Below are 20,210 nucleotides of genomic sequence, written 5' to 3' on the forward strand. Positions count from 1 at the left end.
GCACAGGGCCGCCATCCTTCGGGGTGGCGGCCCTGTCGCATATCCATACCTTCGGTACGCGGACCCTCTCCACCGCGCGACGATCGGTGCGACGATACCGGCGACGCGTCGTCCCACCCCGGGAGAACCTCCATGAGCACCCCTGGCGGGTCCGAGTACGGGCCCTATCGAGAGCAGCCGTACGGCGACGCGCAGAACCCGTACGGCGAGCCGTACCCGCCCTACGGATACGGCTACGGACCGGGGGAGTCGCCCGCGCCCTACGGCTACGGCCAGGCGCCGCAGTACGGGCAGCAGCCGCCGTACGGATACGGCTACCCCCAGCACCCCGGCTACGGCGGCTACCTGCCCCAGCCGGGCACCAACGGCCTGGCCATCGCGTCGATGATCCTGGGCATCCTGTGGCTCTACTGGCTGGGCAGCCTGCTCGCGGTGATCTTCGGACACATAGCGCTGGCCCAGACCGCTCGTACCGGCCAGCAGGGTCGGGGCATGGCGATCGCCGGCGTGGTGCTGGGCTGGATCGGCATGGCCCTGCTGGCGCTGACCATCGTGGTCCTGGTCCTGGATTCGAACAATGATGACTATTCGGACTACCTGCATCTGTTCGGCGCACTGCGCGCGGTGTGCTGAGTCACGTTCGCGCCCCCGGTGGGGAACCGGGCGCGCGCTCGTTCGCCTCGGGCCGCAATGCCGGGTACGGTGGGGCTCGGAGGGTGATGTACCGCCCTGAACGATTCGGTGCTCCACCACGGTGAGAGCACCGAATTCCATGTCGTGGCGGGGGTCTTTCTTTTCGCTTTGACCTCTGCTGCTGTGGTAGGTAGTCTCTCTCCTTGTGCCTGGGGTGTCCCCGGGCTCTTGTGGCTGCGCTCACCGCGATCCCGACGGGATCTGTGCGTGAGAGGCCCGAGAGACCGACCCACAGCCTCCTAAGCAAGCACACTCCCAAGACCGGGCGACACGCCCGACCGCGGGGGTCGGACTTGCGGTTGGCTCCGGCGTCGACCGGGATGCAGGCCGATTCAGACATTGCAGTCGCTTCAAAAAGACCGCTCGGCACGAAGAAGACGGAGACGCGGTGCCCACGATCCAGCAGCTGGTCCGAAAGGGCCGCCAGGACAAGGTCGACAAGGCCAAGACTCCGGCGCTCAAGGGGAGCCCGCAGCGTCGCGGCGTGTGCACCCGTGTTTACACGACGACGCCGAAGAAGCCGAACTCGGCGCTTCGCAAGGTCGCGCGTGTGCGCCTCACGAGTGGCATCGAAGTGACGGCCTACATTCCCGGTGAGGGTCACAACCTCCAGGAGCACTCGATCGTGCTCGTTCGTGGTGGTCGTGTGAAGGACCTCCCCGGTGTCCGCTACAAGATCATTCGTGGTTCGCTCGACACCCAGGGTGTCAAGAACCGCAAGCAGGCGCGCAGCCGCTACGGCGCGAAGAAGGAGAAGAGCTAATGCCGCGTAAGGGCCCTGCCCCCAAGCGACCGGTCATCATCGACCCGGTTTACAACTCGCCGTTGGTCACCTCGCTGGTGAACAAGGTCCTGTCGCACGGTAAGCGCTCCGTCGCCGAGAAGATCGTCTACGGCGCTCTCGAAGGTTGCCGCGAGAAGACCGGTACCGACCCGGTCATCACGCTCAAGCGTGCCCTCGAGAACGTGAAGCCGACCCTCGAGGTCCGCAGCCGCCGCGTCGGTGGCGCGACCTACCAGGTGCCGGTCGAGGTCCGTCCGGGCCGCTCCACGACCCTCGCTCTCCGCTGGCTCGTCGGCTACTCCCGCGCTCGTCGCGAGAAGACGATGACCGAGCGTCTGATGAACGAGCTGCTGGACGCGAGCAACGGTCTCGGTGCCGCGGTCAAGCGCCGCGAGGACACTCACAAGATGGCCGAGTCCAACAAGGCCTTCGCGCACTACCGCTGGTAGTTCCACCCGCAACGACGAGAAGCCGAGAGAAGACAAGCCACGATGGCTACCACTGCTCTTGATCTGGCCAAGGTCCGAAACATCGGCATCATGGCCCACATCGACGCGGGCAAGACCACCACCACCGAGCGGATCCTGTTCTACACAGGCGTCAACTACAAAATCGGTGAGGTTCATGAGGGCGCTGCCACCATGGACTGGATGGAACAGGAGCAGGAGCGCGGCATCACCATCACGTCTGCCGCGACGACCTGTCACTGGACGCTCGAAGACGTCGATCACACGATCAACATCATCGACACCCCTGGCCACGTCGACTTCACCGTCGAGGTGGAGCGTTCGCTGCGCGTGCTCGACGGCGCCGTCACCGTCTTCGACGGTGTCGCCGGCGTGGAGCCGCAGTCCGAGACCGTTTGGCGTCAGGCCGACCGGTACGGCGTGCCGCGCATCTGCTTCGTGAACAAGCTCGACCGCACCGGCGCCGAGTTCCACCGCTGTGTCGACATGATCGACGAGCGACTGGGCGCGGTTCCGCTGGTCATGCAGCTTCCGATCGGCACCGAGATGGACTTCCAGGGCGTAGTCGACCTGGTCGCCATGAAGGCTCTGGTCTGGTCGGCCGAGGCTGCCAAGGGCGAGATGTACGACGTCGTCGACATCCCCGCCACGCACACCGAGGCCGCCGCCGAGTACCGCGGCAAGCTGCTCGAGACGATCGCCGAATTCGACGACGAGATGATGGAGCTGTACCTGGAGGGCACCGAGCCCACCACGGAGCAGCTCATGGCCGCGATCCGTCGCGCCACCATCGCCTCGACGCTGGGTGACAACAAGGACAAGCCGACGTTCACCCCGGTGTTCTGCGGTACCGCGTTCAAGAACAAGGGCGTTCAGCCCCTGCTCGACGCGGTCGTTCGTTACCTGCCGTCGCCGCTCGACATCTCGGGCATCGAGGGCCACGACGTCAACGACGCCGAGAAGTCCATCGTTCGCCAGCCGAGCGACGCCGAGCCCTTCGCCGGTCTCGCGTTCAAGATCATGCGCGACCCGCACCTCGGGAAGCTCACCTTCGTCCGGGTCTACTCGGGTGTCCTGGAAGCCGGCAGCTTCGTGCTGAACTCGGTCAAGGGCAAGAAGGAGCGCATCGGCAAGATCTACCGGATGCACGCGAACAAGCGTGAGGAGATCCCGTCGGTCGGCGCGGGCGACATCATCGCCGTGATGGGTCTCAAGGACACCACCACCGGTGAGACGCTCTGCGACCCGGCGAACCCGGTGATCCTGGAGTCGATGACCTTCCCGGCTCCGGTCATCCAGGTCGCGATCGAGCCGAAGTCCAAGGGTGCGCAGGAGAAGCTGGGTGTCGCCATCCAGTCCCTCGCGGCCGAGGACCCCTCGTTCCAGGTGCACACCGACGAGGAGACCGGCCAGACCATCATCGGTGGCATGGGCGAGCTGCACCTCGAGGTGCTGGTCGACCGGATGCGCCGTGAGTTCGGTGTCGAGGCCAACGTCGGCAAGCCGCAGGTGGCCTACCGCGAGACGATCCGCAAGGTCGTCGAGCGCGTGGACTACACGCACAAGAAGCAGACCGGTGGTACCGGTCAGTTCGCCAAGGTGCAGATCGCGCTCGAGCCGCTCGAGGGTGACGCGTACGAGTTCGTCAACAAGGTCACCGGTGGCCGTATCCCCAGGGAGTACATCCCCTCGGTGGACGCGGGTGCGCAGGAGGCCATGCAGTACGGCGTTCTCGCCGGCTACCCGATGGTCGGCGTGCGTCTGACGCTGATCGACGGTGGCTACCACGAGGTCGACTCGTCCGAACTCGCGTTCAAGATCGCCGGTTCGCAGGCGTTCAAGGAAGCGGCTCGGCAGGCCAGTCCGGCTCTTCTGGAGCCGATGATGGCCGTCGAGGTCACCACGCCCGAGGACTACATGGGCGATGTGATCGGCGACCTCAACTCGCGTCGCGGCCAGATCCAGGCCATGGACGAGCGCTTTGGTGCGCGCGTCGTCAAGGCCTTGGTCCCGCTGTCGGAGATGTTCGGCTATGTCGGCGACCTCCGCAGCAAGACCTCGGGTCGCGCGAGCTACTCCATGCAGTTCGACTCCTACGCCGAGGTTCCGAGGAACGTCGCCGAGGAGATCATCGCCAAGTCGCGCGGCGAGTGATCACCGCCACCGCGGCACCAGCGATACCAGGGGGACCCGGAGTCCACAGGACTCCGGTGCCCCCGCCCCGGCTCACCCCCGATACCCGACGTCGTACGGCGTAAAGAACCAGTCCACAGGAGGACCCCAGTGGCGAAGGCTAAGTTCGAGCGGACTAAGCCGCACGTCAACATCGGCACCATTGGTCACATCGACCACGGTAAGACGACGCTGACCGCGGCGATTACCAAGGTGCTGCACGACGCGTACCCGGACCTGAACCCCTTCACGCCGTTCGACCAGATCGACAAGGCGCCGGAGGAGCGGCAGCGCGGTATCACGATCTCGATCGCGCACGTCGAGTACCAGACGGAGAACCGTCACTACGCGCACGTCGACTGCCCCGGGCACGCCGACTACATCAAGAACATGATCACCGGTGCCGCGCAGATGGACGGCGCGATCCTCGTGGTCGCCGCCACCGACGGCCCGATGCCGCAGACCAAGGAGCACGTGCTCCTGGCCCGCCAGGTCGGCGTTCCGTACATCGTGGTCGCGCTGAACAAGGCCGACATGGTGGACGACGAGGAGATCCTGGAGCTCGTCGAGCTCGAGGTGCGCGAGCTCCTCTCGGAGTACGAGTTCCCGGGCGACGACCTTCCGGTCGTGCGGGTCTCGGCGCTCAAGGCGCTCGAGGGCGACAAGGAGTGGGGCGAGAAGCTTCTCGGTCTCATGGCCGCCGTCGACGAGTCGATCCCGACGCCGCCGCGTGACACCGACATGCCGTTCCTGATGCCCGTCGAGGACGTCTTCACGATCACCGGTCGTGGCACCGTCGTCACCGGCCGCATCGAGCGTGGCATCGTCAAGGTCAACGAGACCGTCGACATCATCGGTATCAAGCTGGAGAAGACCACCACCACGGTCACCGGCATCGAGATGTTCCGCAAGCTGCTCGACGAGGGCCAGGCGGGCGAGAACGTCGGTCTGCTCCTCCGCGGCATCAAGCGCGAGGACGTCGAGCGCGGCCAGGTCATCATCAAGCCGGGTTCGGTCACGCCGCACACCGACTTCGAGGCCCAGGTCTACATCCTGTCGAAGGACGAGGGTGGCCGTCACACCCCCTTCTTCAACAACTACCGGCCGCAGTTCTACTTCCGTACGACGGACGTGACCGGCGTGGTGACCCTCCCCGAGGGCACCGAGATGGTCATGCCGGGTGACAACACCGGCATGGACGTCGCGCTGATCCAGCCGATCGCCATGGAAGAGGGCCTGCGTTTCGCCATCCGCGAGGGTGGCCGCACCGTGGGCGCCGGCCAGGTCGTCAAGATCAAGAAGTGATGAAATCCCGCCCGCCGGTCCACCTGGGTCGGCGGGCGGGGCTTTGTCCGGATCGATTCCACCCCCAAGGTGGGACCGGATATCCACTGCTCGGTGGCTCCCTCAAACCTGGGAGAGCCGCTCGATTGGCCAAGCCCGCCATTCGTGGGGCATACTAGCCAAGTTGCTCGGATAGACAACGGGCTGCGCCGTGCCTGTCGCACAGACGGGATCGGGCGCCGGCCCAGTTGACTCCGAGCAATCGGTGGACTTCTGTCCTGCCACCCATGCAGCCGGCGTCGTCGCTTAGCGACCTCGTGTCGTCCTTTCGCTTGCCGCAGCGAAGGTGACGCCGAGAGTACGTTGCCCAGGCCCCCAGGCCGCCCGTAAGGGTTTCCAAGGGGTGCTTGTGAGCAACAGAGCGACACGCCCGACCGCGGGGGTCGGCGGGGAAGGGAAACCCCAACGGGTTTTCAGCCCAAGTCTTCTCCCCGTGTCAGCGGGGGTGATCCGCAGCGGTACGAGAGAAGGAATTCGAAGCAGCCATGGCGGGACAGAAGATCCGCATCAGGCTCAAGGCCTACGACCACGAGGTCATCGACAGTTCGGCGAAGAAGATCGTCGAGACGGTGACGCGTACTGGTGCGCAGGTTGCGGGACCGGTGCCGCTGCCGACCGAGAAGAACGTGTACTGCGTCATCCGCTCGCCGCACAAGTACAAGGACTCGCGCGAGCACTTCGAGATGCGCACTCACAAGCGGCTCATCGACATCCTCGACCCCACGCCGAAGACGGTCGACTCGCTTATGCGTCTCGACCTGCCGGCCGGCGTCGACATCGAGATCAAGCTCTGAGGACGCACCGACGATGACGAAGCAGATGAAGGGCATTCTGGGCAAGAAGCTCGGCATGACCCAGGTCTGGGACGAGAACAACCGCGTCGTTCCAGTGACTGTGGTCGAGGCCGGGCCCTGCGTCGTGACCCAGGTCCGCAACGCCGAGGTCGACGGCTACTCGGCCGTCCAGATCGCGTTCGGCGCGATCGACCCGCGCAAGGTGAACAAGCCGCTCGCCGGCCACTTCGCCAAGGCCGGGGTGACCCCGCGTCGCCACCTGATCGAGCTCCGCACCTCCGACGCCGGCGAGTACACGCTGGCGCAGGAGATCACCGCCGAGGTGTTCGAGGCCGGCCAGAAGGTCGACGTCATGGGCACCTCGAAGGGCAAGGGCACGGCCGGTGTCATGAAGCGACACGGCTTCAAGGGTCTCGGCAGCTCGCACGGTACGCAGCGCAAGCACCGCTCGCCCGGCTCGATCGGTGGCTGCGCCACCCCGGGTCGTGTGTTCAAGGGCGTGCGCATGGCAGGCCGCATGGGTAACGAGCGCGTCTCCACCCAGAACCTGACCGTGCACGCTGTGGACGCGGAGAAGGGCCTGCTCCTGATCAAGGGCGCGGTCCCCGGTCCCAACGGCGGCCTGGTTCTGGTGCGCACTGCTGCGAAGGGTGTGTGAATTTCATGACCAGCATTGACGTTCTTTCGCCCGCCGGCGAGAAGTCCGGGACGATCGAGCTCCCCGCGGGGCTGTTCGACGTCCAGGTGAGCATCCCGACGATCCACCAGGTCGTCGTGGCGCAGCTCGCCGCGGCTCGTCAGGGCACGCACAAGACCAAGACTCGTGGCGAGGTCCGCGGTGGTGGGCGCAAGCCGTACCGCCAGAAGGGCACCGGTCGCGCCCGTCAGGGCTCGACCCGCGCGCCGCAGTTCGCCGGTGGTGGCGTCGTGCACGGTCCCGTGCCGCGTGACTACGAGCAGCGGACCCCGAAGAAGATGAAGGCGTCCGCCCTGCGCGGTGCCCTCTCCGACCGGGCGCGTCACGAGCGCATCCACTGCGTTTCCGCGCTGATCGAGGGCGACAAGCCGTCGGTCAAGGCGGCGAAGACGCTGCTCGGCAAGATCAGTGAGCGCAAGCACGTGCTCCTGGTCGTCGAGAAGTCCGACACCACTGCCTGGCTGAGCGCCCGCAACCTTCCGCAGGTGCACTTGCTCGAGGTCGGGCAGCTGAACACCTACGACGTGCTCGTCTCCGACGACGTGGTCTTCACGAAGGCCGCTCTGGAGCGCTTCATCGCCGGACCGGCCCAGGCCGCCTCGGCGGTCGCGAGCTCCGACGAGCTCGAAGGGAGCCACGCGTGAGCACCGACACCGTCGAGAGCACGACGAAGGTCACCAGCAAGACCTACACCGACCCGCGCGACGTGCTGCTGAAGCCGGTGATCTCGGAGAAGAGCTACGGGCTCATCGACGAGAACAAGTACACGTTCATCGTGCACCCCGACGCCAACAAGACTCAGATCAAGCAGGCCGTCATCGCGGTCTTCGGGGTCAAGGTCGAGAGCGTCAACACGATCAACCGCGTCGGTAAGCGCAAGCGCACCAAGACCGGTTTCGGCAAGCGCAAGGACACGAAGCGCGCGATCGTCACCCTTGCAGAGGGCGAGCGGATCGACATCTTCGGTGGACCCGTCGGCTGACGGCCGCTGATACGGACGAGGACTAAGAGAAGCCATGGGCATCCGCAAGTACAAGCCGACGACGCCGGGCCGTCGTGGCGCCAGCGTCGCCGACTTCGTCGAGATCACGCGGTCCGAGCCGGAGAAGTCGCTGGTCCGCCCTCTGCACAGCAAGGGTGGTCGTAACAACCACGGCCGTGTGACTGCTCGCCACCAGGGTGGCGGACACAAGCGCGCGTACCGACTGATCGACTTCCGGCGCAACGACAAGGACGGCGTTCCGGCGAAGGTCGCTCACATCGAGTACGACCCGAACCGCACCGCGCGCATCGCTCTTCTGCACTACGCGGACGGCGAGAAGCGCTACATCCTGTGCCCGAACAAGCTGAAGCAGGGCGACCGGATCGAGAACGGTCCGGGCGCCGACATCAAGCCGGGCAACAACATGCCGCTCCGGAACATCCCGGTCGGTACGGTCATCCACGCCATCGAGCTTCGGCCCGGTGGCGGCGCGAAGATCGCCCGTTCCGCGGGTGTCAGCGTGCAGCTGCTGGCGAAGGAGGGCGCTCACGCGACCCTCCGCATGCCCTCGGGCGAAATTCGCCTGGTGGACGTGCGCTGCCGGGCGACGATCGGCGAGATCGGCAATGCCGAGCAGTCGAACATCAACTGGGGCAAGGCCGGTCGCATGCGCTGGAAGGGCAAGCGCCCGACCGTCCGCGGTGTGGCGATGAACCCCATCGACCACCCGCACGGTGGTGGTGAGGGTAAGACCTCTGGTGGTCGCCACCCGGTGAGCCCCTGGGGTAAGCCCGAGGGTCGTACTCGCCGGCCGAAGAAGGCCAGCGACAAGCTCATCATCCGCCGCCGCAAGACGAACAAGAAGCGCTAGGAGCAGTCTCGATGCCGCGCAGTCTCAAGAAGGGACCCTTCGTCGACGGCCACCTCATCAAGAAGGTGGACGTACAGAACGACAAGGGAACCAAGAACGTCATCAAGACCTGGTCCCGTCGCTCGATGATCGTCCCGGCGATGTTGGGCCACACGATCGCGGTGCACGACGGCCGTAAGCACGTCCCGGTGTTCGTGACCGAGTCGATGGTCGGCCACAAGCTCGGCGAGTTCGCGCCGACTCGGACCTTCCGCGGTCACGAGAAGGACGACCGGAAGTCGCGTCGTCGCTGACGCGGCGAATCGCATGGATATCGAGATGAGCAAGGGGACGTCGATGGAAGCCAGGGCTCAGGCGCGGTACATCCGCGTCACGCCCATGAAGGCCCGCCGTGTGGTGGACCTCATCCGTGGCATGAACGCCGCGGAGGCCCAGGCGGTCCTGCGATTCGCTCCGCAGGCCGCGAGTGAGCCGGTCGGCAAGGTGCTGGACAGCGCCATTGCCAACGCCGGTCACAACCACAACTTGGACACGAACATCCTGTACGTGTCCGCCGCCTACGTGGACGAGGGTCCGACCCTCAAGCGTTTCCGTCCGCGGGCACAGGGCCGGGCGTACCGCATCCGCAAGCGCACCAGCCACATCACCGTGGTTGTCGCCGAGAAGGAGAGGACCCGCTAGTGGGCCAGAAGGTTAACCCGCACGGGTTCCGTCTCGGCATCACCACGGACTTCAAGTCCCGGTGGTACGCCGACAAGCTTTACAAGGACTACGTCGGCGAGGACGTCAAGATTCGTCAGATGATGACGAAGGGCATGGAGCGCGCCGGGATCTCGAAGGTCGAGATCGAGCGCACCCGTGAGCGCGTCCGCGTCGACATCCACACCGCCCGGCCGGGCATCGTCATCGGCCGTCGTGGTGCGGAGGCCGACCGCATCCGCGGTGAGCTCGAGAAGCTCACCGGCAAGCAGGTTCAGCTCAACATCCTCGAGGTCAAGAACCCCGAGGTGGACGCTCAGCTTGTGGCGCAGGGTGTGGCCGAGCAGCTCTCGAGCCGCGTGTCCTTCCGCCGCGCGATGCGCAAGGCGATGCAGAGCTCCATGAAGGCCGGGGCCAAGGGCATCAAGATCCAGTGCGGTGGTCGTCTGGGTGGGGCCGAAATGTCCCGCTCGGAGTTCTACCGTGAGGGTCGCGTGCCGCTGCACACGCTGCGCGCCAACGTCGACTACGGCTTCTTCGAGGCCCGTACGACGTTCGGTCGCATCGGTGTGAAGGTGTGGATCTACAAGGGCGACGTGAAGAACATCGCCGAGGTTCGCGCCGAGAACGCTGCGGCTCGTGCCAGCAACCGTCCCGCCCGCGGCGGCGCTCCCGAGCGTCCCCGTCGTGGTGGCGAGGGTGGCGGCGGCGGTCGTGGCGGCGAGCGCGGTGGCCGTGGTGGCCGCGGCGGACGTCCGCAGCAGAACGACGCGCAGGCCACCGGTTCCTCGGACACCGGCTCCGCGCCGGCGGCCGAGGCTGTGAACTCGGCGCCCGAATCCGGATCGGAGGCCTGACCCCGATGCTGATCCCCCGCAGGGTCAAGCACCGCAAGCAGCACCACCCCAAGCGTGGTGGCCGCGCCAAGGGCGGTACGGAACTGGCGTTCGGCGAGTACGGCATCCAGGCCCTGGGCCAGGCGTACGTGACCAACCGTCAGATCGAGTCCGCTCGTATTGCCATCACCCGGCACATTCGCCGTGGTGGCAAGGTGTGGATCAACATCTACCCCGACCGTCCGCTGACCAAGAAGCCTGCCGAGACCCGCATGGGTTCCGGTAAGGGCTCGCCCGAGTGGTGGGTCGCGAACGTCAAGCCCGGTCGGGTGATGTTCGAACTGTCGTACCCGAACGAGAAGGTGGCTCGTGAGGCGCTTACCCGCGCCGTGCACAAGCTGCCGATGAAGTGCCGGATCGTCCGGCGCGAGGCTGGTGAGGCGTGATGGCGGCCGTTACCAAGGCGTCCGAGCTCCGCGAACTCGGTGACGAGGAAATCGTCGCCAAGCTCCGCGAAGCCAAGGAGGAGCTGTTCAACCTCCGTTTCCAGGCGGCGACCGGGCAGCTCGAGAATCACGGGCGGCTCAAGGCTGTCCGTAAGGACATCGCCCGGATCTACACGCTGATGCGCGAGCGCGAGCTGGGCATCGACGTGCAGGAGACCGGAGGCGCGGCGTGAGCGAGAAGACTGAGATGACTGAAGCAACCCGGGGATTCCGCAAGACCCGTGAGGGCCTCGTCGTCAGCGACAAGATGGACAAGACCGTCGTCGTCGCCGTCGAGGACCGCGTGAAGCACCCGATGTACGGCAAGGTCATCCGCCGCACGAACAAGCTGAAGGCTCACGACGAGCAGAACGCCTGTGGCGTCGGTGACCGTGTCGTCCTCATGGAGACTCGGCCGCTGTCCGCCAGCAAGCGCTGGCGCATCGTCGAGATCCTCGAAAAGGCCAAGTAGCGAGCGCCGGTCGCCCCACCAACCGTGGGTCGTGACCGCGACGTGACGATCAGGAGTTAGACGTGATCCAGCAGGAGTCGCGACTGCGAGTCGCCGACAACACGGGTGCGAAGGAGATTCTCTGCATCCGTGTGCTCGGTGGCTCCGGCCGGCGCTACGCGGGCATCGGGGACGTCATCGTTGCCACCGTCAAGGACGCGATCCCCGGTGGCAACGTGAAGAAGGGCGACGTCATCAAGGCAGTCGTCGTGCGGACGGTCAAGGAGCGCCGGCGTGTCGACGGCTCCTACATCCGCTTCGACGAGAACGCCGCCGTTGTCCTGAAGAACGATGGCGAACCCCGAGGCACCCGTATTTTCGGTCCGGTCGGCCGTGAGCTTCGTGAGAAGAAGTTCATGAAGATCATCTCGCTCGCGCCGGAGGTGCTCTAACCAATGGCGAAGGCGATGAAGATCAAGAAGGGTGACCTGGTACAGGTCATCACGGGCAAGGACAAGGGCAAGCAGGGCAAGGTCATCGCGGCCTTCCCGCCGAAGGAGCGCGTCCTGGTCGAGGGCGTCAACCGGATCAAGAAGCACACCAAGGTGGGTCAGTCCGCCAAGGGTGCCAAGACCGGTGGCATCATCACCCAGGAAGCCTCCATCCACGTCAGCAACGTGATGCTGGTGGTGGAGAAGGACGGAAAGAAGGTCCCGACGCGGACCGGCTTCCGGTTCGATGACGAGGGCAACAAGATCCGGTACGCCAAGCGGACCGGTGAGGACATCTGATGACGGTCACCACTGAGGCGCGCGAACTGCCGCGTCTGAAGCAGCGTTACCGCGAGGAGATCCTCGGCAAGCTGCGTGAGGAGTTCTCGTTCGAGAACGTCATGCAGGTTCCGGGCGTCACCAAGATCGTGGTCAACATGGGTGTGGGCGACGCCGCCCGCGACTCGAAGCTGATCGACGGCGCGATCAAGGACCTGATGGCCATCACCGGCCAGAAGCCCCAGGTCACGAAGGCCCGCAAGTCCATCGCGCAGTTCAAGCTGCGTGAAGGTCAGCCGATCGGCGCGCACGTTACACTGCGCGGCGACCGCATGTGGGAGTTCCTCGACCGTCTGCTGTCGATCGCTCTGCCGCGTATCCGCGACTTCCGCGGCCTCTCGCCGAAGCAGTTCGACGGCCGCGGCAACTACACCTTCGGTCTCACGGAGCAGTCGATGTTCCACGAGATCGACCAGGACAAGATCGACCGCGTTCGCGGCATGGACATCACTGTGGTGACCAGCGCCAAGAACGACGACGAGGGCCGCGCTCTGCTGCGTCTCCTCGGCTTCCCGTTCAAGGAAGCGTGAGCAGTCGGCTCGCCGACTGAGGAACGCAACAAGGAGACTGAGACGTGGCGAAGAAGGCCCTGATCGCAAAGGCCGCCCGCAAGCCGAAGTTCGAGGTTCGTGGCTACACGCGCTGCCAGCGCTGTGGCCGTCCTCACTCGGTGTACCGCAAGTTCGGCCTGTGCCGCGTGTGCCTGCGCATGATGGCGCACGCCGGCGAGCTGCCGGGCGTCACCAAGAGCAGCTGGTAGTTCGCGACGGTCGCCTCGGCGACCGACGCGGCACCCGCAAATCGATCGTCCCGTGGGGACGAACGAGAACAGTAACGACGTCGTAGGTCCCGCACCGCAGTCGTCGCCTCGCCGCTCTCCCTCGGGAGGGCGGCGGGGCGAGGGATCGCACGCCGGGAAACCACGGCGAGAAAGGCCTTGAGGCCGTCATGACCATGACCGACCCCATCGCAGACATGTTGACTCGTCTGCGGAACGCCAACTCGGCTTATCACGACGACGTCGTGATGCCGTTCAGCAAGATCAAGTCGCACATCGCGGAGATCCTCCAGCAGGAGGGTTACATCCAGGGCTGGCGCGTCGAGGACGCGGAGGTGGGCAAGAAGCTCACCGTCGTCCTCAAGTACGGCCCGAACCGCGAGCGCTCGATCGCCGGCGTCCGCCGTGTGTCGAAGCCCGGTCTGCGGGTGTACGCAAAGTCCACGAACCTGCCGAAGGTGCTCGGTGGCCTCGGCGTCGCGATTATCTCGACGTCGACCGGTCTCCTCACCGACAAGCAGGCGGCCAAGAAGGGCGTGGGCGGGGAAGTCCTCGCCTTCGTCTGGTAAGGGAAGGGAAGGAGAGCAATGTCGCGCATCGGACGTCTCCCCATCCCGGTTCCCACCGGTGTGGACGTCACCATCAATGGCCGCGAGGTTGTCGTGAAGGGCCCCAAGGGTTCCCTGTCGCACACCATCGCCGCCCCGATCGAGATCGCGAAGTCGGACGACGGCACCCTCGCGGTGACCCGTCCCGACGACGAGCGTCGCTCGAAGGCCCTGCACGGGCTGTCCCGGACGCTGGTGGCGAACATGATCACTGGTGTGACCCAGGGATACATCAAGAAGCTTGAGATCAGCGGCGTCGGTTACCGCGTCCAGGCGAAGGGCTCCTCGCTGGAGTTCGCGCTCGGATTCAGCCACCCCGTCGTCGTCGAGGCCCCGGAGGGCATCACCTTCGTGGTCGAGGCCCCGACCCGTTTCTCGGTCGAGGGCATCGACAAGCAGAAGGTCGGTGAGATCGCGGCGAACATTCGCAAGCTGCGTAAGCCCGACCCGTACAAGGCCAAGGGCGTCAAGTACGCCGGCGAGGTCATCCGCCGCAAGGTCGGAAAGGCTGGTAAGTAGGCATGGCTGTCGGCGTGAAGACCGGCAAGGGCGTTGCGAAGAAGTCTGTCGCACGCAAGCGCCGGCACATCCGGGTGCGGAAGAAGGTTTCCGGCACCCCGCTGCGGCCCCGTCTCGTCGTGAGCCGCTCCACCCGTCACATGGTGGCGCAGGTTATCGACGACATCGCCGGCCACACTCTCGCTTCGGCCTCCACGATGGACCCGTCCATCCGTGGTGGCGAGGGCGACAAGACCGCCCAGGCTCGCAAGGTCGGCGAATTGGTCGCCGAGCGTGCGAAGGCTGCCGGTGTCGAGGCCGTCGTGTTCGACCGTGGTGGCAACAAGTACCACGGCCGGATCGCCGCTCTCGCGGATGCCGCACGCGGTAACGGGCTGACCTTCTGAGCCCGCTCCGGGACAAGCTTCGAACGACAGATGTGAGGACATTCTGATGGCTGGACCCCAGCGCCGCGGTGGCGGCGCCGGCGGCGGCGAGCGGCGGGACCGGCGGGATCGACGTGATGGTGGCGCAGCCGCCGAGAAGACCGCTTACGTCGAGCGCGTGGTCGCGATCAATCGCGTCGCCAAGGTCGTGAAGGGTGGTCGTCGCTTCAGCTTCACCGCGCTGGTCGTGGTCGGCGATGGCGATGGCACCGTAGGTGTCGGTTACGGCAAGGCCAAGGAGGTGCCGGCCGCGATCGCCAAGGGTGTTGAAGAGGCCAAGAAGCACTTCTTCAAGGTCCCCCGTATCCAGGGCACCATCCCGCACCCGATCCAGGGTGAGAAGGCTGCCGGCGTCGTGCTCCTGAAGCCGGCTTCGCCGGGTACCGGCGTCATCGCCGGTGGCCCCGTGCGCGCCGTGCTCGAGTGCGCCGGCATCCACGACGTGCTGAGCAAGTCGCTCGGTTCGTCGAACCCGATCAACATCGTGCACGCGACCGTCGCGGCGCTCCAGGGGCTCGTTCGCCCCGAGGAGATCGCGGCTCGTCGTGGCCTGCCTCTGGAGGACGTGGCCCCGGCCGCGCTTCTGCGGGCCCGCGCGGGGGTTGGTGCGTAATGGCACGTCTCAAGGTCACGCAGACCCGATCGAAGATCGGTGGCAGGCAGAACCAGCGGGACACTCTCCGTTCGCTCGGTCTCAAGCGCGTCCACGACGTGGTCGTCAAGGAAGACCGCCCGGAGATCCGCGGCATGATCGCGACGGTGTCGCACCTCGTCACCGTCGAGGAGGTCGACTGACATGGGTGCTGACAACCCGCTGAAGGTGCACCACCTGCGGCCCGCCCCGGGCGCCAAGACCGCCAAGACCCGCGTGGGTCGTGGCGAGGGCTCCAAGGGTAAGACCGCCGGTCGTGGCACCAAGGGCACGAAGGCTCGTTACCAGGTTCCGGCCCGTTTCGAGGGTGGGCAGATGCCGCTGCACATGCGGCTGCCCAAGCTCAAGGGCTTCAAGAACCCGTTCCGGGTCGAGTTCCAGGTCGTGAACCTGGACAAGATCGAGTCCCTGTACCCCAACGGTGGCGAAGTCACCGTCGAGGGTCTGATCGAGAAGGGCGCGGTTCGCAAGAACCTGCCCGTCAAGATCCTGGGCACCGGCGAGATCTCGGTTGCCGTCCAGGTGAAGGTGCACGCCTTCTCCGGCTCGGCGAAGACCAAGATTGCCGCCGCGGGTGGCTCGGCCGACGAACTGTCGGTCTGACGCTCGCGCGTACCGGATTGATCGTTTGACCGTCATGGCCCGTTCGGATCGGTACCGAACGGGCCTTGACGTCGTTGAGGGCTATAGCGCAGGGGCGCCACGCCGGTAAGGTGGTGGCGCCCCTGTGGTTTGCTGTGTCGTGGGGGCGGATTCATTGCACCGCTCTCTCACATGACTTGCTCTGTTTTTACCGTGTGTTGTGTCATGTCGCAGGAACGTCGGACCGGGGCGATACTTCCGGGCCGTCGGCGCTGTTATTGTCCGTGAGGTTCCCTGTGCGGGACCTGACCAGTGGTCCTACCGGACCGACGACTCGATCGACTCGCCCCTAAGACGGGCGGGGCGCAGGAGGCAGTGTGCTCACCGCGTTCGCCAGGGCGTTCCGCACGCCCGACCTGCGCAAGAAGCTGCTGTTCACGTTGGCGATCATCGTCCTCTTTCGGATCGGGTCGCATATCCCGGTGCCGGGCGTCTCGTTCGAGATGGTGCGCTCTTGCGTAGAGGACTCCAACCGGAACAGCCTGTTCGGACTCGTGAACATGTTCAGCGGCGGTGCGCTGCTGCAACTCACGATCTTCGCGCTGGGGATCATGCCGTACATCACGGCGAGCATCATCCTGCAGCTTCTGACCGTGGTGATCCCGAGGCTGGAGGCCCTCAAGAAGGAGGGCCAGTCCGGCACCGCGAAGATCACCCAGTACACCCGGTACCTGACCATCGCGCTGTCGATTCTGCAGTCGACCGCGCTGATCGCCACCGCCCGCAGCGGCGCGCTGTTCTCCAGCGCCCGCAGCCAGACCTGCGACCCGCAGGGCATCGTGCCGGACGACTCGCTCTTCCGGGTGATCGTCATGGTCGCGGTGATGACCGCCGGTACCTCCACGATCATGTGGCTGGGTGAGCTGATCACCGACCGCGGCATCGGCAACGGCATGTCGATCCTGATGTTCGTCTCGGTCGCCGCCGGTTTCCCGGCCGCGCTGTGGACCATCAAGGAGCAGGGCACCATCGGCGGCGGCTGGGTGCCGTTCTTCACCGTCATCGCCATCGGCCTCGTGATGGTCGGCCTGGTGGTCTTCGTGGAACAGGCGCAGCGCCGGATCCCGGTGCAGTACGCCAAGCGCATGATCGGGCGTCGCGCCTACGGCGGGACCTCGACCTACATCCCGCTCAAGGTGAACCAGGCGGGCATCATCCCCGTCATCTTCGCCTCGTCGCTGCTGTACATCCCGGCCCTGATCGCCCAGTTCAGCGGTGGGAAATCGGACTGGGCGGTGTGGATCGAACGCCACTTCGTCAAGGGCGACCACCCGCTGTACATGATCACGTACTTCTTGCTGATCGTCTTCTTCGCGTTCTTCTACGTGGCCATCACGTTCAACCCCGAAGAAGTAGCCGACAACATGAAGAAGTATGGTGGCTTCATTCCGGGGATCCGCGCCGGCAGACCGACTGCGGAATACCTGAACTACATCCTCACCAGGATCACGTGGCCCGGATCGTTGTACCTGGGCATGATCGCGCTGGTACCCAGCATCGCGCTCGTGCTCTTCAACGCCAACCAGAACTTCCCGTTCGGCGGCACGAGCATCCTGATCATCGTGGGAGTGGGTCTGGAAACCGTGAAGCAGATCGAGAGTCAGCTCCAGCAGCGCAACTACGAAGGCTTCCTCCGCTAAATGCGTATCGTTCTCGTGGGGCCTCCCGGCGCGGGTAAGGGAACCCAGGCCCAGTACATCGCCGCCAACCTGTCGATTCCCGCCGTCTCGACCGGTGACATCTTCCGCGCCAACGTGAGTCAGGGCACCCCGCTCGGCCGCGAGGCGAAGACCTACATGGACGCGGGCAACCTCGTACCCGACGAGGTGACCATAGGCATGGTCCGGGAGCGCCTCGCGCAGCCGGACGTCGCCGCCGGTTTCCTCCTCGACGGGTTCCCGCGCAACACCGCTCAGGCCAAGGTGCTCGACGAGATCCTCGCCGAGAACGACACCGAGCTCGACGTGGTGCTCGAACTCAAGGTCGACGACTCGGAGATCATTCAGCGCATCTCCGGCCGCCGGCAGTGCCGGGCCAGTGGGCACGTCTGCCACATCCTGACCGACCCGCCGAAGGTGCCGGGCGTCTGCGACGAGTGCGGCAGCGAGTTGTACCAGCGTGACGACGACCGCGAGGAGACCGTCCGGCACCGCCTGGACGTGTACAAGGAGCAGACCGAACCCTTGGTCGGCTATTACTCCGAGCGCAACCTCCTGCTGCCGATCCAGGCGACGGGTCCGGTCAAGGAGGTCACCGGGCGCGCGATGACCGCGCTTCGGGAGTTCGGCGCCTGATCCGGGCGTCGACCGCGACAGACATCACACATGGGCGATCCGGGGAAACCCCGGATCGCCCATCGTGCTTTCCAGGCGATACACAGACGAGGACGGCCATGCCGGTGTTCAGGAAGCGCCACATGCGAATCGAGCGCAAGACGCCCGAGCAGATCGAGAAGATGCGTCGGGCCGGGGCCGTGGTGGCGAACACGCTGGAGCTGCTGCGCGAGGCGGCGAAGCCCGGGGTGACCACGGCCGATCTGGACACGATCGCCGAGCGGTCGATCCGGGCGGCGGGTGCGATCCCCTCGTTCAAGGGCTATCACGGCTTCCCGGCGTCGATCTGCGCGTCGGTCAACGACGTGGTGGTGCACGGGATCCCGGACGAGACGCCGTTGCGCGACGGGGACATCATCTCGATCGACTGCGGTGCGATCCTGGACGGCTGGCACGGCGACTCGGCGATCACCGTGCCGATCGGCACGGTGCGGCCCGAGGTGCTCGAACTGAGCCGGGTGTGCGAGCAGTCGATGTGGGCGGGCATCGAGGCCGCGGTGGCCGGCGGTCGGCTGACCGACATCAGCCACGCGGTGGAGAAGTCGATCCGGTCCAACCCGCTGCCCGGCGGTGCCAAGTACGGCATCGTCGAGGACTACGGCGGCCACGGCATCGGTACCGAGATGCACCAGGACCCGCACGTGCTCAACTACGGCCCCGGCGGCCGGGGTCCGCGCCTGGAGGTCGGCGTGTGCCTGGCGATCGAGCCGATGGTCACGCTGGGCAAGCCGGACACGTACACGCTGCCGGACGAGTGGACGGTCAAGACCACGGCGGGCGGCCACGCGGCGCACTGGGAGCACTCGATCGCGATCACCGAGAACGGGCCCGTGGTGCTGACCCGACCCTGAGGCCAGACCCCCGTCGATGGTGGGGCTGGCACCATGTACGCGGCCGGGGCGCCTGCCTAGTGTCGAAGGCATGGTGAGGCATCCGACCATGCGGGCATCCGACGTCGACCGTGAAGCGGCGGTGACGCTTCTGCGCGACCACCATGCGGTCGGACGGCTGACGCTCGCAGAGTTCAACGAACGTATGGGGGCCGCCTTCGGGGCGGTCACGCTGGGGGATCTGGCCCGGCTGATCGCCGATCTGCCGCCGCCCGAACATCTGGAGGCGGACGTCGAGGTGATCCGCGCGCGGATGGCCTACGAGGCGGCGCGCACCCGGGCCGCGCCGGCTCGGCCGGTCGCGCCGGAGTCGTCGGCGCTCGGGATGCCCGCGCCGGCGGCGCCGACGTGGCTCGCCGCCGTACCGCCCCCGCCGCCGGTCGCGGCCCGGAGGTACCGGGACGTGGACCCGGTGCCGCAGGAGCCGAGGGAGCGGGACGGGTGGGCCACCGGGGCGCGGGTCCTGCGGGCGGCCTGGACCACGCTGAACGCGATCACCGCGTTGAACGTGGTGATCTGGCTCCTGGTCGCGGTGGCAGGCACCGGCGTCGTGTACTTCTGGCCGGTGTGGGTCTACGGTCCGGCCGCGGCGGTGTTGGGCTCGATCCAGATGTGCCTGCGGCGACACGGGCAGCCCTCGTCCGGATGACCGGGCGCCGCGCTGCCCGGGTGCCCGAACAGGGCCTACGCTCGTGGTATGGACCGTGATCCGAACGCCCCCGCGACCCCTGCGGACCGCGAACGTGTGACCGCCGAGCTGCGTGAACACCTCGCTTCCGGCCGTCTGGCGCTGTCCGAATACCGGGCGCGCCTGGACGCGGTCCGCCGAGCCGGTACGGTGGGGGAGCTCGACGCGGTTTCGGCGCAGTTGCCGGGCCGCGAGGATCGGGACGACGCGGCGGGTGCGACGCCGCCGCAGGAGTACCACCGACATGTCGACGCGCCTTCGCGAGCCGGTGCCTATGGGCCGGCGAAGGAGCGGCGTCCGCGGGTTTCCAACGCGACGTTGAACAAGGTCTGGTTGGTCGTGATGTCACTCGGTGTGCTGATCTGGGCGCTGGTCTACTTCGTGAGGTAGATCCGTCCGCCCCGGCGGGAACGGAACCTGCGGTTCCGGGCCCGGTTTCGCTTTCACCGACCGAGTGCCTTAGACTGACTCGTCGGCTCACATGTAGCCAGGTTTGGCGCGCCCGTCATCTGGGCGCCAAAAATTTGAGCTTCGTCATGTGGCCGGGTAACGGTAGCTGATCCCGAGATA

At 66.2% G+C, this 20,210-nt stretch carries 31 protein-coding genes; all 31 read left to right on the forward strand.

What is annotated here, in order from left to right; translation table 11 throughout:
• Window positions 1–132: 132 nt before the first annotated feature.
• Window positions 133–633: a DUF4190 domain-containing protein gene (locus ABZ374_RS09630; RefSeq protein ID WP_360308755.1), complete on the forward strand. Its 501-nt coding sequence runs from the start codon at window positions 133–135 to the stop codon at window positions 631–633.
• Between the two features lie 448 nt (window positions 634–1,081).
• Window positions 1,082–1,456 (forward strand): 30S ribosomal protein S12, encoded by a 375-nt coding sequence (gene rpsL, locus ABZ374_RS09635; protein ID WP_020549242.1) that lies wholly within the window; start codon window positions 1,082–1,084, stop codon window positions 1,454–1,456.
• The gene (gene rpsG, locus ABZ374_RS09640; protein WP_161360661.1) at window positions 1,456–1,926 is read left to right on the forward strand and encodes a 30S ribosomal protein S7; all 471 of its coding nucleotides are present in this window, start codon (window positions 1,456–1,458) and stop codon (window positions 1,924–1,926) included. The genes rpsL and rpsG overlap by 1 nt, the downstream gene beginning before the upstream one ends.
• Window positions 1,927–1,968: 42 nt before the next feature.
• Window positions 1,969–4,098, forward strand: a complete 2,130-nt coding sequence (gene fusA / locus ABZ374_RS09645; protein WP_360308760.1) for an elongation factor G — start codon at window positions 1,969–1,971, stop codon at window positions 4,096–4,098.
• A 129-nt stretch (window positions 4,099–4,227) separates the two neighbouring features.
• Entirely contained in the window at window positions 4,228–5,421 is a 1,194-nt protein-coding gene (tuf, locus tag ABZ374_RS09650; RefSeq protein WP_360308763.1) for an elongation factor Tu, read from the forward strand.
• Window positions 5,422–5,945: 524 nt separating this feature from the next.
• Entirely contained in the window at window positions 5,946–6,254 is a 309-nt protein-coding gene (rpsJ, locus tag ABZ374_RS09655) for a 30S ribosomal protein S10 (protein WP_020549238.1), read from the forward strand.
• Window positions 6,255–6,267: 13 nt separating this feature from the next.
• Window positions 6,268–6,912 (forward strand): 50S ribosomal protein L3, encoded by a 645-nt coding sequence (gene rplC, locus ABZ374_RS09660; RefSeq protein WP_360308767.1) that lies wholly within the window; start codon window positions 6,268–6,270, stop codon window positions 6,910–6,912.
• 5 nt (window positions 6,913–6,917) lie between these two features.
• Window positions 6,918–7,595 carry a 50S ribosomal protein L4 gene (gene rplD, locus ABZ374_RS09665; protein WP_360308905.1) on the forward strand — a complete coding sequence of 226 codons (678 nt, stop codon included), beginning with the start codon at window positions 6,918–6,920 and terminating at the stop codon, window positions 7,593–7,595.
• On the forward strand, window positions 7,592–7,933 hold the full coding sequence (gene rplW / locus ABZ374_RS09670) for a 50S ribosomal protein L23 (protein WP_020549235.1): 342 nt from the start codon (window positions 7,592–7,594) through the stop codon (window positions 7,931–7,933). The genes rplD and rplW overlap by 4 nt, the downstream gene beginning before the upstream one ends.
• A 34-nt stretch (window positions 7,934–7,967) precedes the next feature.
• Complete coding sequence (gene rplB, locus ABZ374_RS09675) at window positions 7,968–8,804, forward strand: 50S ribosomal protein L2 (RefSeq protein WP_355532991.1); 837 nt, start codon at window positions 7,968–7,970, stop codon at window positions 8,802–8,804.
• A gap of 11 nt (window positions 8,805–8,815) precedes the next feature.
• On the forward strand, window positions 8,816–9,097 hold the full coding sequence (gene rpsS / locus ABZ374_RS09680; RefSeq protein WP_020549233.1) for a 30S ribosomal protein S19: 282 nt from the start codon (window positions 8,816–8,818) through the stop codon (window positions 9,095–9,097).
• 43 nt (window positions 9,098–9,140) lie between these two features.
• Window positions 9,141–9,485, forward strand: a complete 345-nt coding sequence (gene rplV, locus ABZ374_RS09685) for a 50S ribosomal protein L22 (RefSeq protein WP_026217944.1) — start codon at window positions 9,141–9,143, stop codon at window positions 9,483–9,485.
• Window positions 9,485–10,360, forward strand: a complete 876-nt coding sequence (gene rpsC / locus ABZ374_RS09690) for a 30S ribosomal protein S3 (protein WP_355532993.1) — start codon at window positions 9,485–9,487, stop codon at window positions 10,358–10,360. The genes rplV and rpsC overlap by 1 nt, the downstream gene beginning before the upstream one ends.
• Before the next feature lie 5 nt (window positions 10,361–10,365).
• Window positions 10,366–10,785: a 50S ribosomal protein L16 gene (rplP, locus tag ABZ374_RS09695; protein WP_020549230.1), complete on the forward strand. Its 420-nt coding sequence runs from the start codon at window positions 10,366–10,368 to the stop codon at window positions 10,783–10,785.
• Window positions 10,785–11,018 (forward strand): 50S ribosomal protein L29, encoded by a 234-nt coding sequence (gene rpmC / locus ABZ374_RS09700; protein WP_020549229.1) that lies wholly within the window; start codon window positions 10,785–10,787, stop codon window positions 11,016–11,018. The genes rplP and rpmC overlap by 1 nt, the downstream gene beginning before the upstream one ends.
• Window positions 11,015–11,296: a 30S ribosomal protein S17 gene (gene rpsQ / locus ABZ374_RS09705; protein WP_355532996.1), complete on the forward strand. Its 282-nt coding sequence runs from the start codon at window positions 11,015–11,017 to the stop codon at window positions 11,294–11,296. The genes rpmC and rpsQ overlap by 4 nt, the downstream gene beginning before the upstream one ends.
• Before the next feature lie 62 nt (window positions 11,297–11,358).
• Window positions 11,359–11,727, forward strand: a complete 369-nt coding sequence (gene rplN, locus ABZ374_RS09710) for a 50S ribosomal protein L14 (RefSeq protein WP_078975728.1) — start codon at window positions 11,359–11,361, stop codon at window positions 11,725–11,727.
• Between the two features lie 15 nt (window positions 11,728–11,742).
• On the forward strand, window positions 11,743–12,066 hold the full coding sequence (gene rplX / locus ABZ374_RS09715; RefSeq protein ID WP_355533077.1) for a 50S ribosomal protein L24: 324 nt from the start codon (window positions 11,743–11,745) through the stop codon (window positions 12,064–12,066).
• Window positions 12,066–12,635, forward strand: coding sequence for a 50S ribosomal protein L5 (rplE, locus tag ABZ374_RS09720; RefSeq protein ID WP_020549225.1), 570 nt, complete (start codon window positions 12,066–12,068; stop codon window positions 12,633–12,635). Before rplX ends, rplE begins: the two co-directional genes overlap by 1 nt.
• A gap of 44 nt (window positions 12,636–12,679) precedes the next feature.
• Window positions 12,680–12,865, forward strand: coding sequence for a type Z 30S ribosomal protein S14 (locus tag ABZ374_RS09725; RefSeq protein ID WP_161360669.1), 186 nt, complete (start codon window positions 12,680–12,682; stop codon window positions 12,863–12,865).
• A 188-nt stretch (window positions 12,866–13,053) separates the two neighbouring features.
• A complete protein-coding gene (gene rpsH, locus ABZ374_RS09730; protein WP_020549223.1) occupies window positions 13,054–13,452 on the forward strand; it encodes a 30S ribosomal protein S8 in 399 nt (132 codons plus the stop codon).
• An 18-nt stretch (window positions 13,453–13,470) separates the two neighbouring features.
• On the forward strand, window positions 13,471–14,010 hold the full coding sequence (gene rplF / locus ABZ374_RS09735) for a 50S ribosomal protein L6 (protein ID WP_020549222.1): 540 nt from the start codon (window positions 13,471–13,473) through the stop codon (window positions 14,008–14,010).
• A gap of 2 nt (window positions 14,011–14,012) precedes the next feature.
• Complete coding sequence (rplR, locus tag ABZ374_RS09740) at window positions 14,013–14,396, forward strand: 50S ribosomal protein L18 (protein WP_020549221.1); 384 nt, start codon at window positions 14,013–14,015, stop codon at window positions 14,394–14,396.
• 46 nt (window positions 14,397–14,442) lie between these two features.
• Entirely contained in the window at window positions 14,443–15,048 is a 606-nt protein-coding gene (rpsE, locus tag ABZ374_RS09745) for a 30S ribosomal protein S5 (protein ID WP_020549220.1), read from the forward strand.
• Window positions 15,048–15,230: a 50S ribosomal protein L30 gene (gene rpmD, locus ABZ374_RS09750; protein ID WP_020549219.1), complete on the forward strand. Its 183-nt coding sequence runs from the start codon at window positions 15,048–15,050 to the stop codon at window positions 15,228–15,230. Before rpsE ends, rpmD begins: the two co-directional genes overlap by 1 nt.
• A gap of 1 nt (window position 15,231) precedes the next feature.
• Entirely contained in the window at window positions 15,232–15,690 is a 459-nt protein-coding gene (rplO, locus tag ABZ374_RS09755; RefSeq protein ID WP_355533000.1) for a 50S ribosomal protein L15, read from the forward strand.
• Between the two features lie 356 nt (window positions 15,691–16,046).
• On the forward strand, window positions 16,047–17,369 hold the full coding sequence (gene secY / locus ABZ374_RS09760; protein ID WP_360308780.1) for a preprotein translocase subunit SecY: 1,323 nt from the start codon (window positions 16,047–16,049) through the stop codon (window positions 17,367–17,369).
• Window positions 17,370–18,023, forward strand: a complete 654-nt coding sequence (locus ABZ374_RS09765; protein ID WP_360308783.1) for an adenylate kinase — start codon at window positions 17,370–17,372, stop codon at window positions 18,021–18,023.
• A gap of 122 nt (window positions 18,024–18,145) precedes the next feature.
• Window positions 18,146–18,913, forward strand: a complete 768-nt coding sequence (map, locus tag ABZ374_RS09770; RefSeq protein ID WP_360308786.1) for a type I methionyl aminopeptidase — start codon at window positions 18,146–18,148, stop codon at window positions 18,911–18,913.
• A 70-nt stretch (window positions 18,914–18,983) separates the two neighbouring features.
• Complete coding sequence (locus tag ABZ374_RS09775; RefSeq protein WP_360308789.1) at window positions 18,984–19,601, forward strand: DUF1707 domain-containing protein; 618 nt, start codon at window positions 18,984–18,986, stop codon at window positions 19,599–19,601.
• A 48-nt stretch (window positions 19,602–19,649) separates the two neighbouring features.
• Complete coding sequence (locus ABZ374_RS09780) at window positions 19,650–20,030, forward strand: DUF1707 domain-containing protein (RefSeq protein WP_360308791.1); 381 nt, start codon at window positions 19,650–19,652, stop codon at window positions 20,028–20,030.
• The last annotated feature ends 180 nt before the right edge of the window (window positions 20,031–20,210 follow it).

The sequence above is a fragment of the Embleya sp. NPDC005971 genome (assembly GCF_040629175.1).
Lineage (GTDB): Bacteria > Actinomycetota > Actinomycetes > Streptomycetales > Streptomycetaceae > Embleya.

Coding starts and splice junctions, on each gene's coding strand:
- rplR (WP_020549221.1), top strand. CDS start 14,013: ATGGCTGTCGGCGTGAAGACCGGCAAGGGCGTTGCGAAGAAGTCTGTC.
- fusA (WP_360308760.1), top strand. CDS start 1,969: ATGGCTACCACTGCTCTTGATCTGGCCAAGGTCCGAAACATCGGCATC.
- rpsG (WP_161360661.1), top strand. CDS start 1,456: ATGCCGCGTAAGGGCCCTGCCCCCAAGCGACCGGTCATCATCGACCCG.
- rpsH (WP_020549223.1), top strand. CDS start 13,054: ATGACCATGACCGACCCCATCGCAGACATGTTGACTCGTCTGCGGAAC.
- rplO (WP_355533000.1), top strand. CDS start 15,232: ATGGGTGCTGACAACCCGCTGAAGGTGCACCACCTGCGGCCCGCCCCG.
- rplE (WP_020549225.1), top strand. CDS start 12,066: ATGACGGTCACCACTGAGGCGCGCGAACTGCCGCGTCTGAAGCAGCGT.
- ABZ374_RS09780 (WP_360308791.1), top strand. CDS start 19,650: ATGGACCGTGATCCGAACGCCCCCGCGACCCCTGCGGACCGCGAACGT.
- map (WP_360308786.1), top strand. CDS start 18,146: ATGCGAATCGAGCGCAAGACGCCCGAGCAGATCGAGAAGATGCGTCGG.
- rpsJ (WP_020549238.1), top strand. CDS start 5,946: ATGGCGGGACAGAAGATCCGCATCAGGCTCAAGGCCTACGACCACGAG.
- rplV (WP_026217944.1), top strand. CDS start 9,141: ATGGAAGCCAGGGCTCAGGCGCGGTACATCCGCGTCACGCCCATGAAG.
- rplD (WP_360308905.1), top strand. CDS start 6,918: ATGACCAGCATTGACGTTCTTTCGCCCGCCGGCGAGAAGTCCGGGACG.
- rplX (WP_355533077.1), top strand. CDS start 11,743: ATGAAGATCAAGAAGGGTGACCTGGTACAGGTCATCACGGGCAAGGAC.
- ABZ374_RS09630 (WP_360308755.1), top strand. CDS start 133: ATGAGCACCCCTGGCGGGTCCGAGTACGGGCCCTATCGAGAGCAGCCG.
- ABZ374_RS09765 (WP_360308783.1), top strand. CDS start 17,370: ATGCGTATCGTTCTCGTGGGGCCTCCCGGCGCGGGTAAGGGAACCCAG.
- rpmD (WP_020549219.1), top strand. CDS start 15,048: ATGGCACGTCTCAAGGTCACGCAGACCCGATCGAAGATCGGTGGCAGG.
- rplC (WP_360308767.1), top strand. CDS start 6,268: ATGACGAAGCAGATGAAGGGCATTCTGGGCAAGAAGCTCGGCATGACC.
- rpsS (WP_020549233.1), top strand. CDS start 8,816: ATGCCGCGCAGTCTCAAGAAGGGACCCTTCGTCGACGGCCACCTCATC.
- ABZ374_RS09775 (WP_360308789.1), top strand. CDS start 18,984: ATGGTGAGGCATCCGACCATGCGGGCATCCGACGTCGACCGTGAAGCG.
- rplF (WP_020549222.1), top strand. CDS start 13,471: ATGTCGCGCATCGGACGTCTCCCCATCCCGGTTCCCACCGGTGTGGAC.
- rpmC (WP_020549229.1), top strand. CDS start 10,785: ATGGCGGCCGTTACCAAGGCGTCCGAGCTCCGCGAACTCGGTGACGAG.
- rpsE (WP_020549220.1), top strand. CDS start 14,443: ATGGCTGGACCCCAGCGCCGCGGTGGCGGCGCCGGCGGCGGCGAGCGG.
- rplB (WP_355532991.1), top strand. CDS start 7,968: ATGGGCATCCGCAAGTACAAGCCGACGACGCCGGGCCGTCGTGGCGCC.
- rplP (WP_020549230.1), top strand. CDS start 10,366: ATGCTGATCCCCCGCAGGGTCAAGCACCGCAAGCAGCACCACCCCAAG.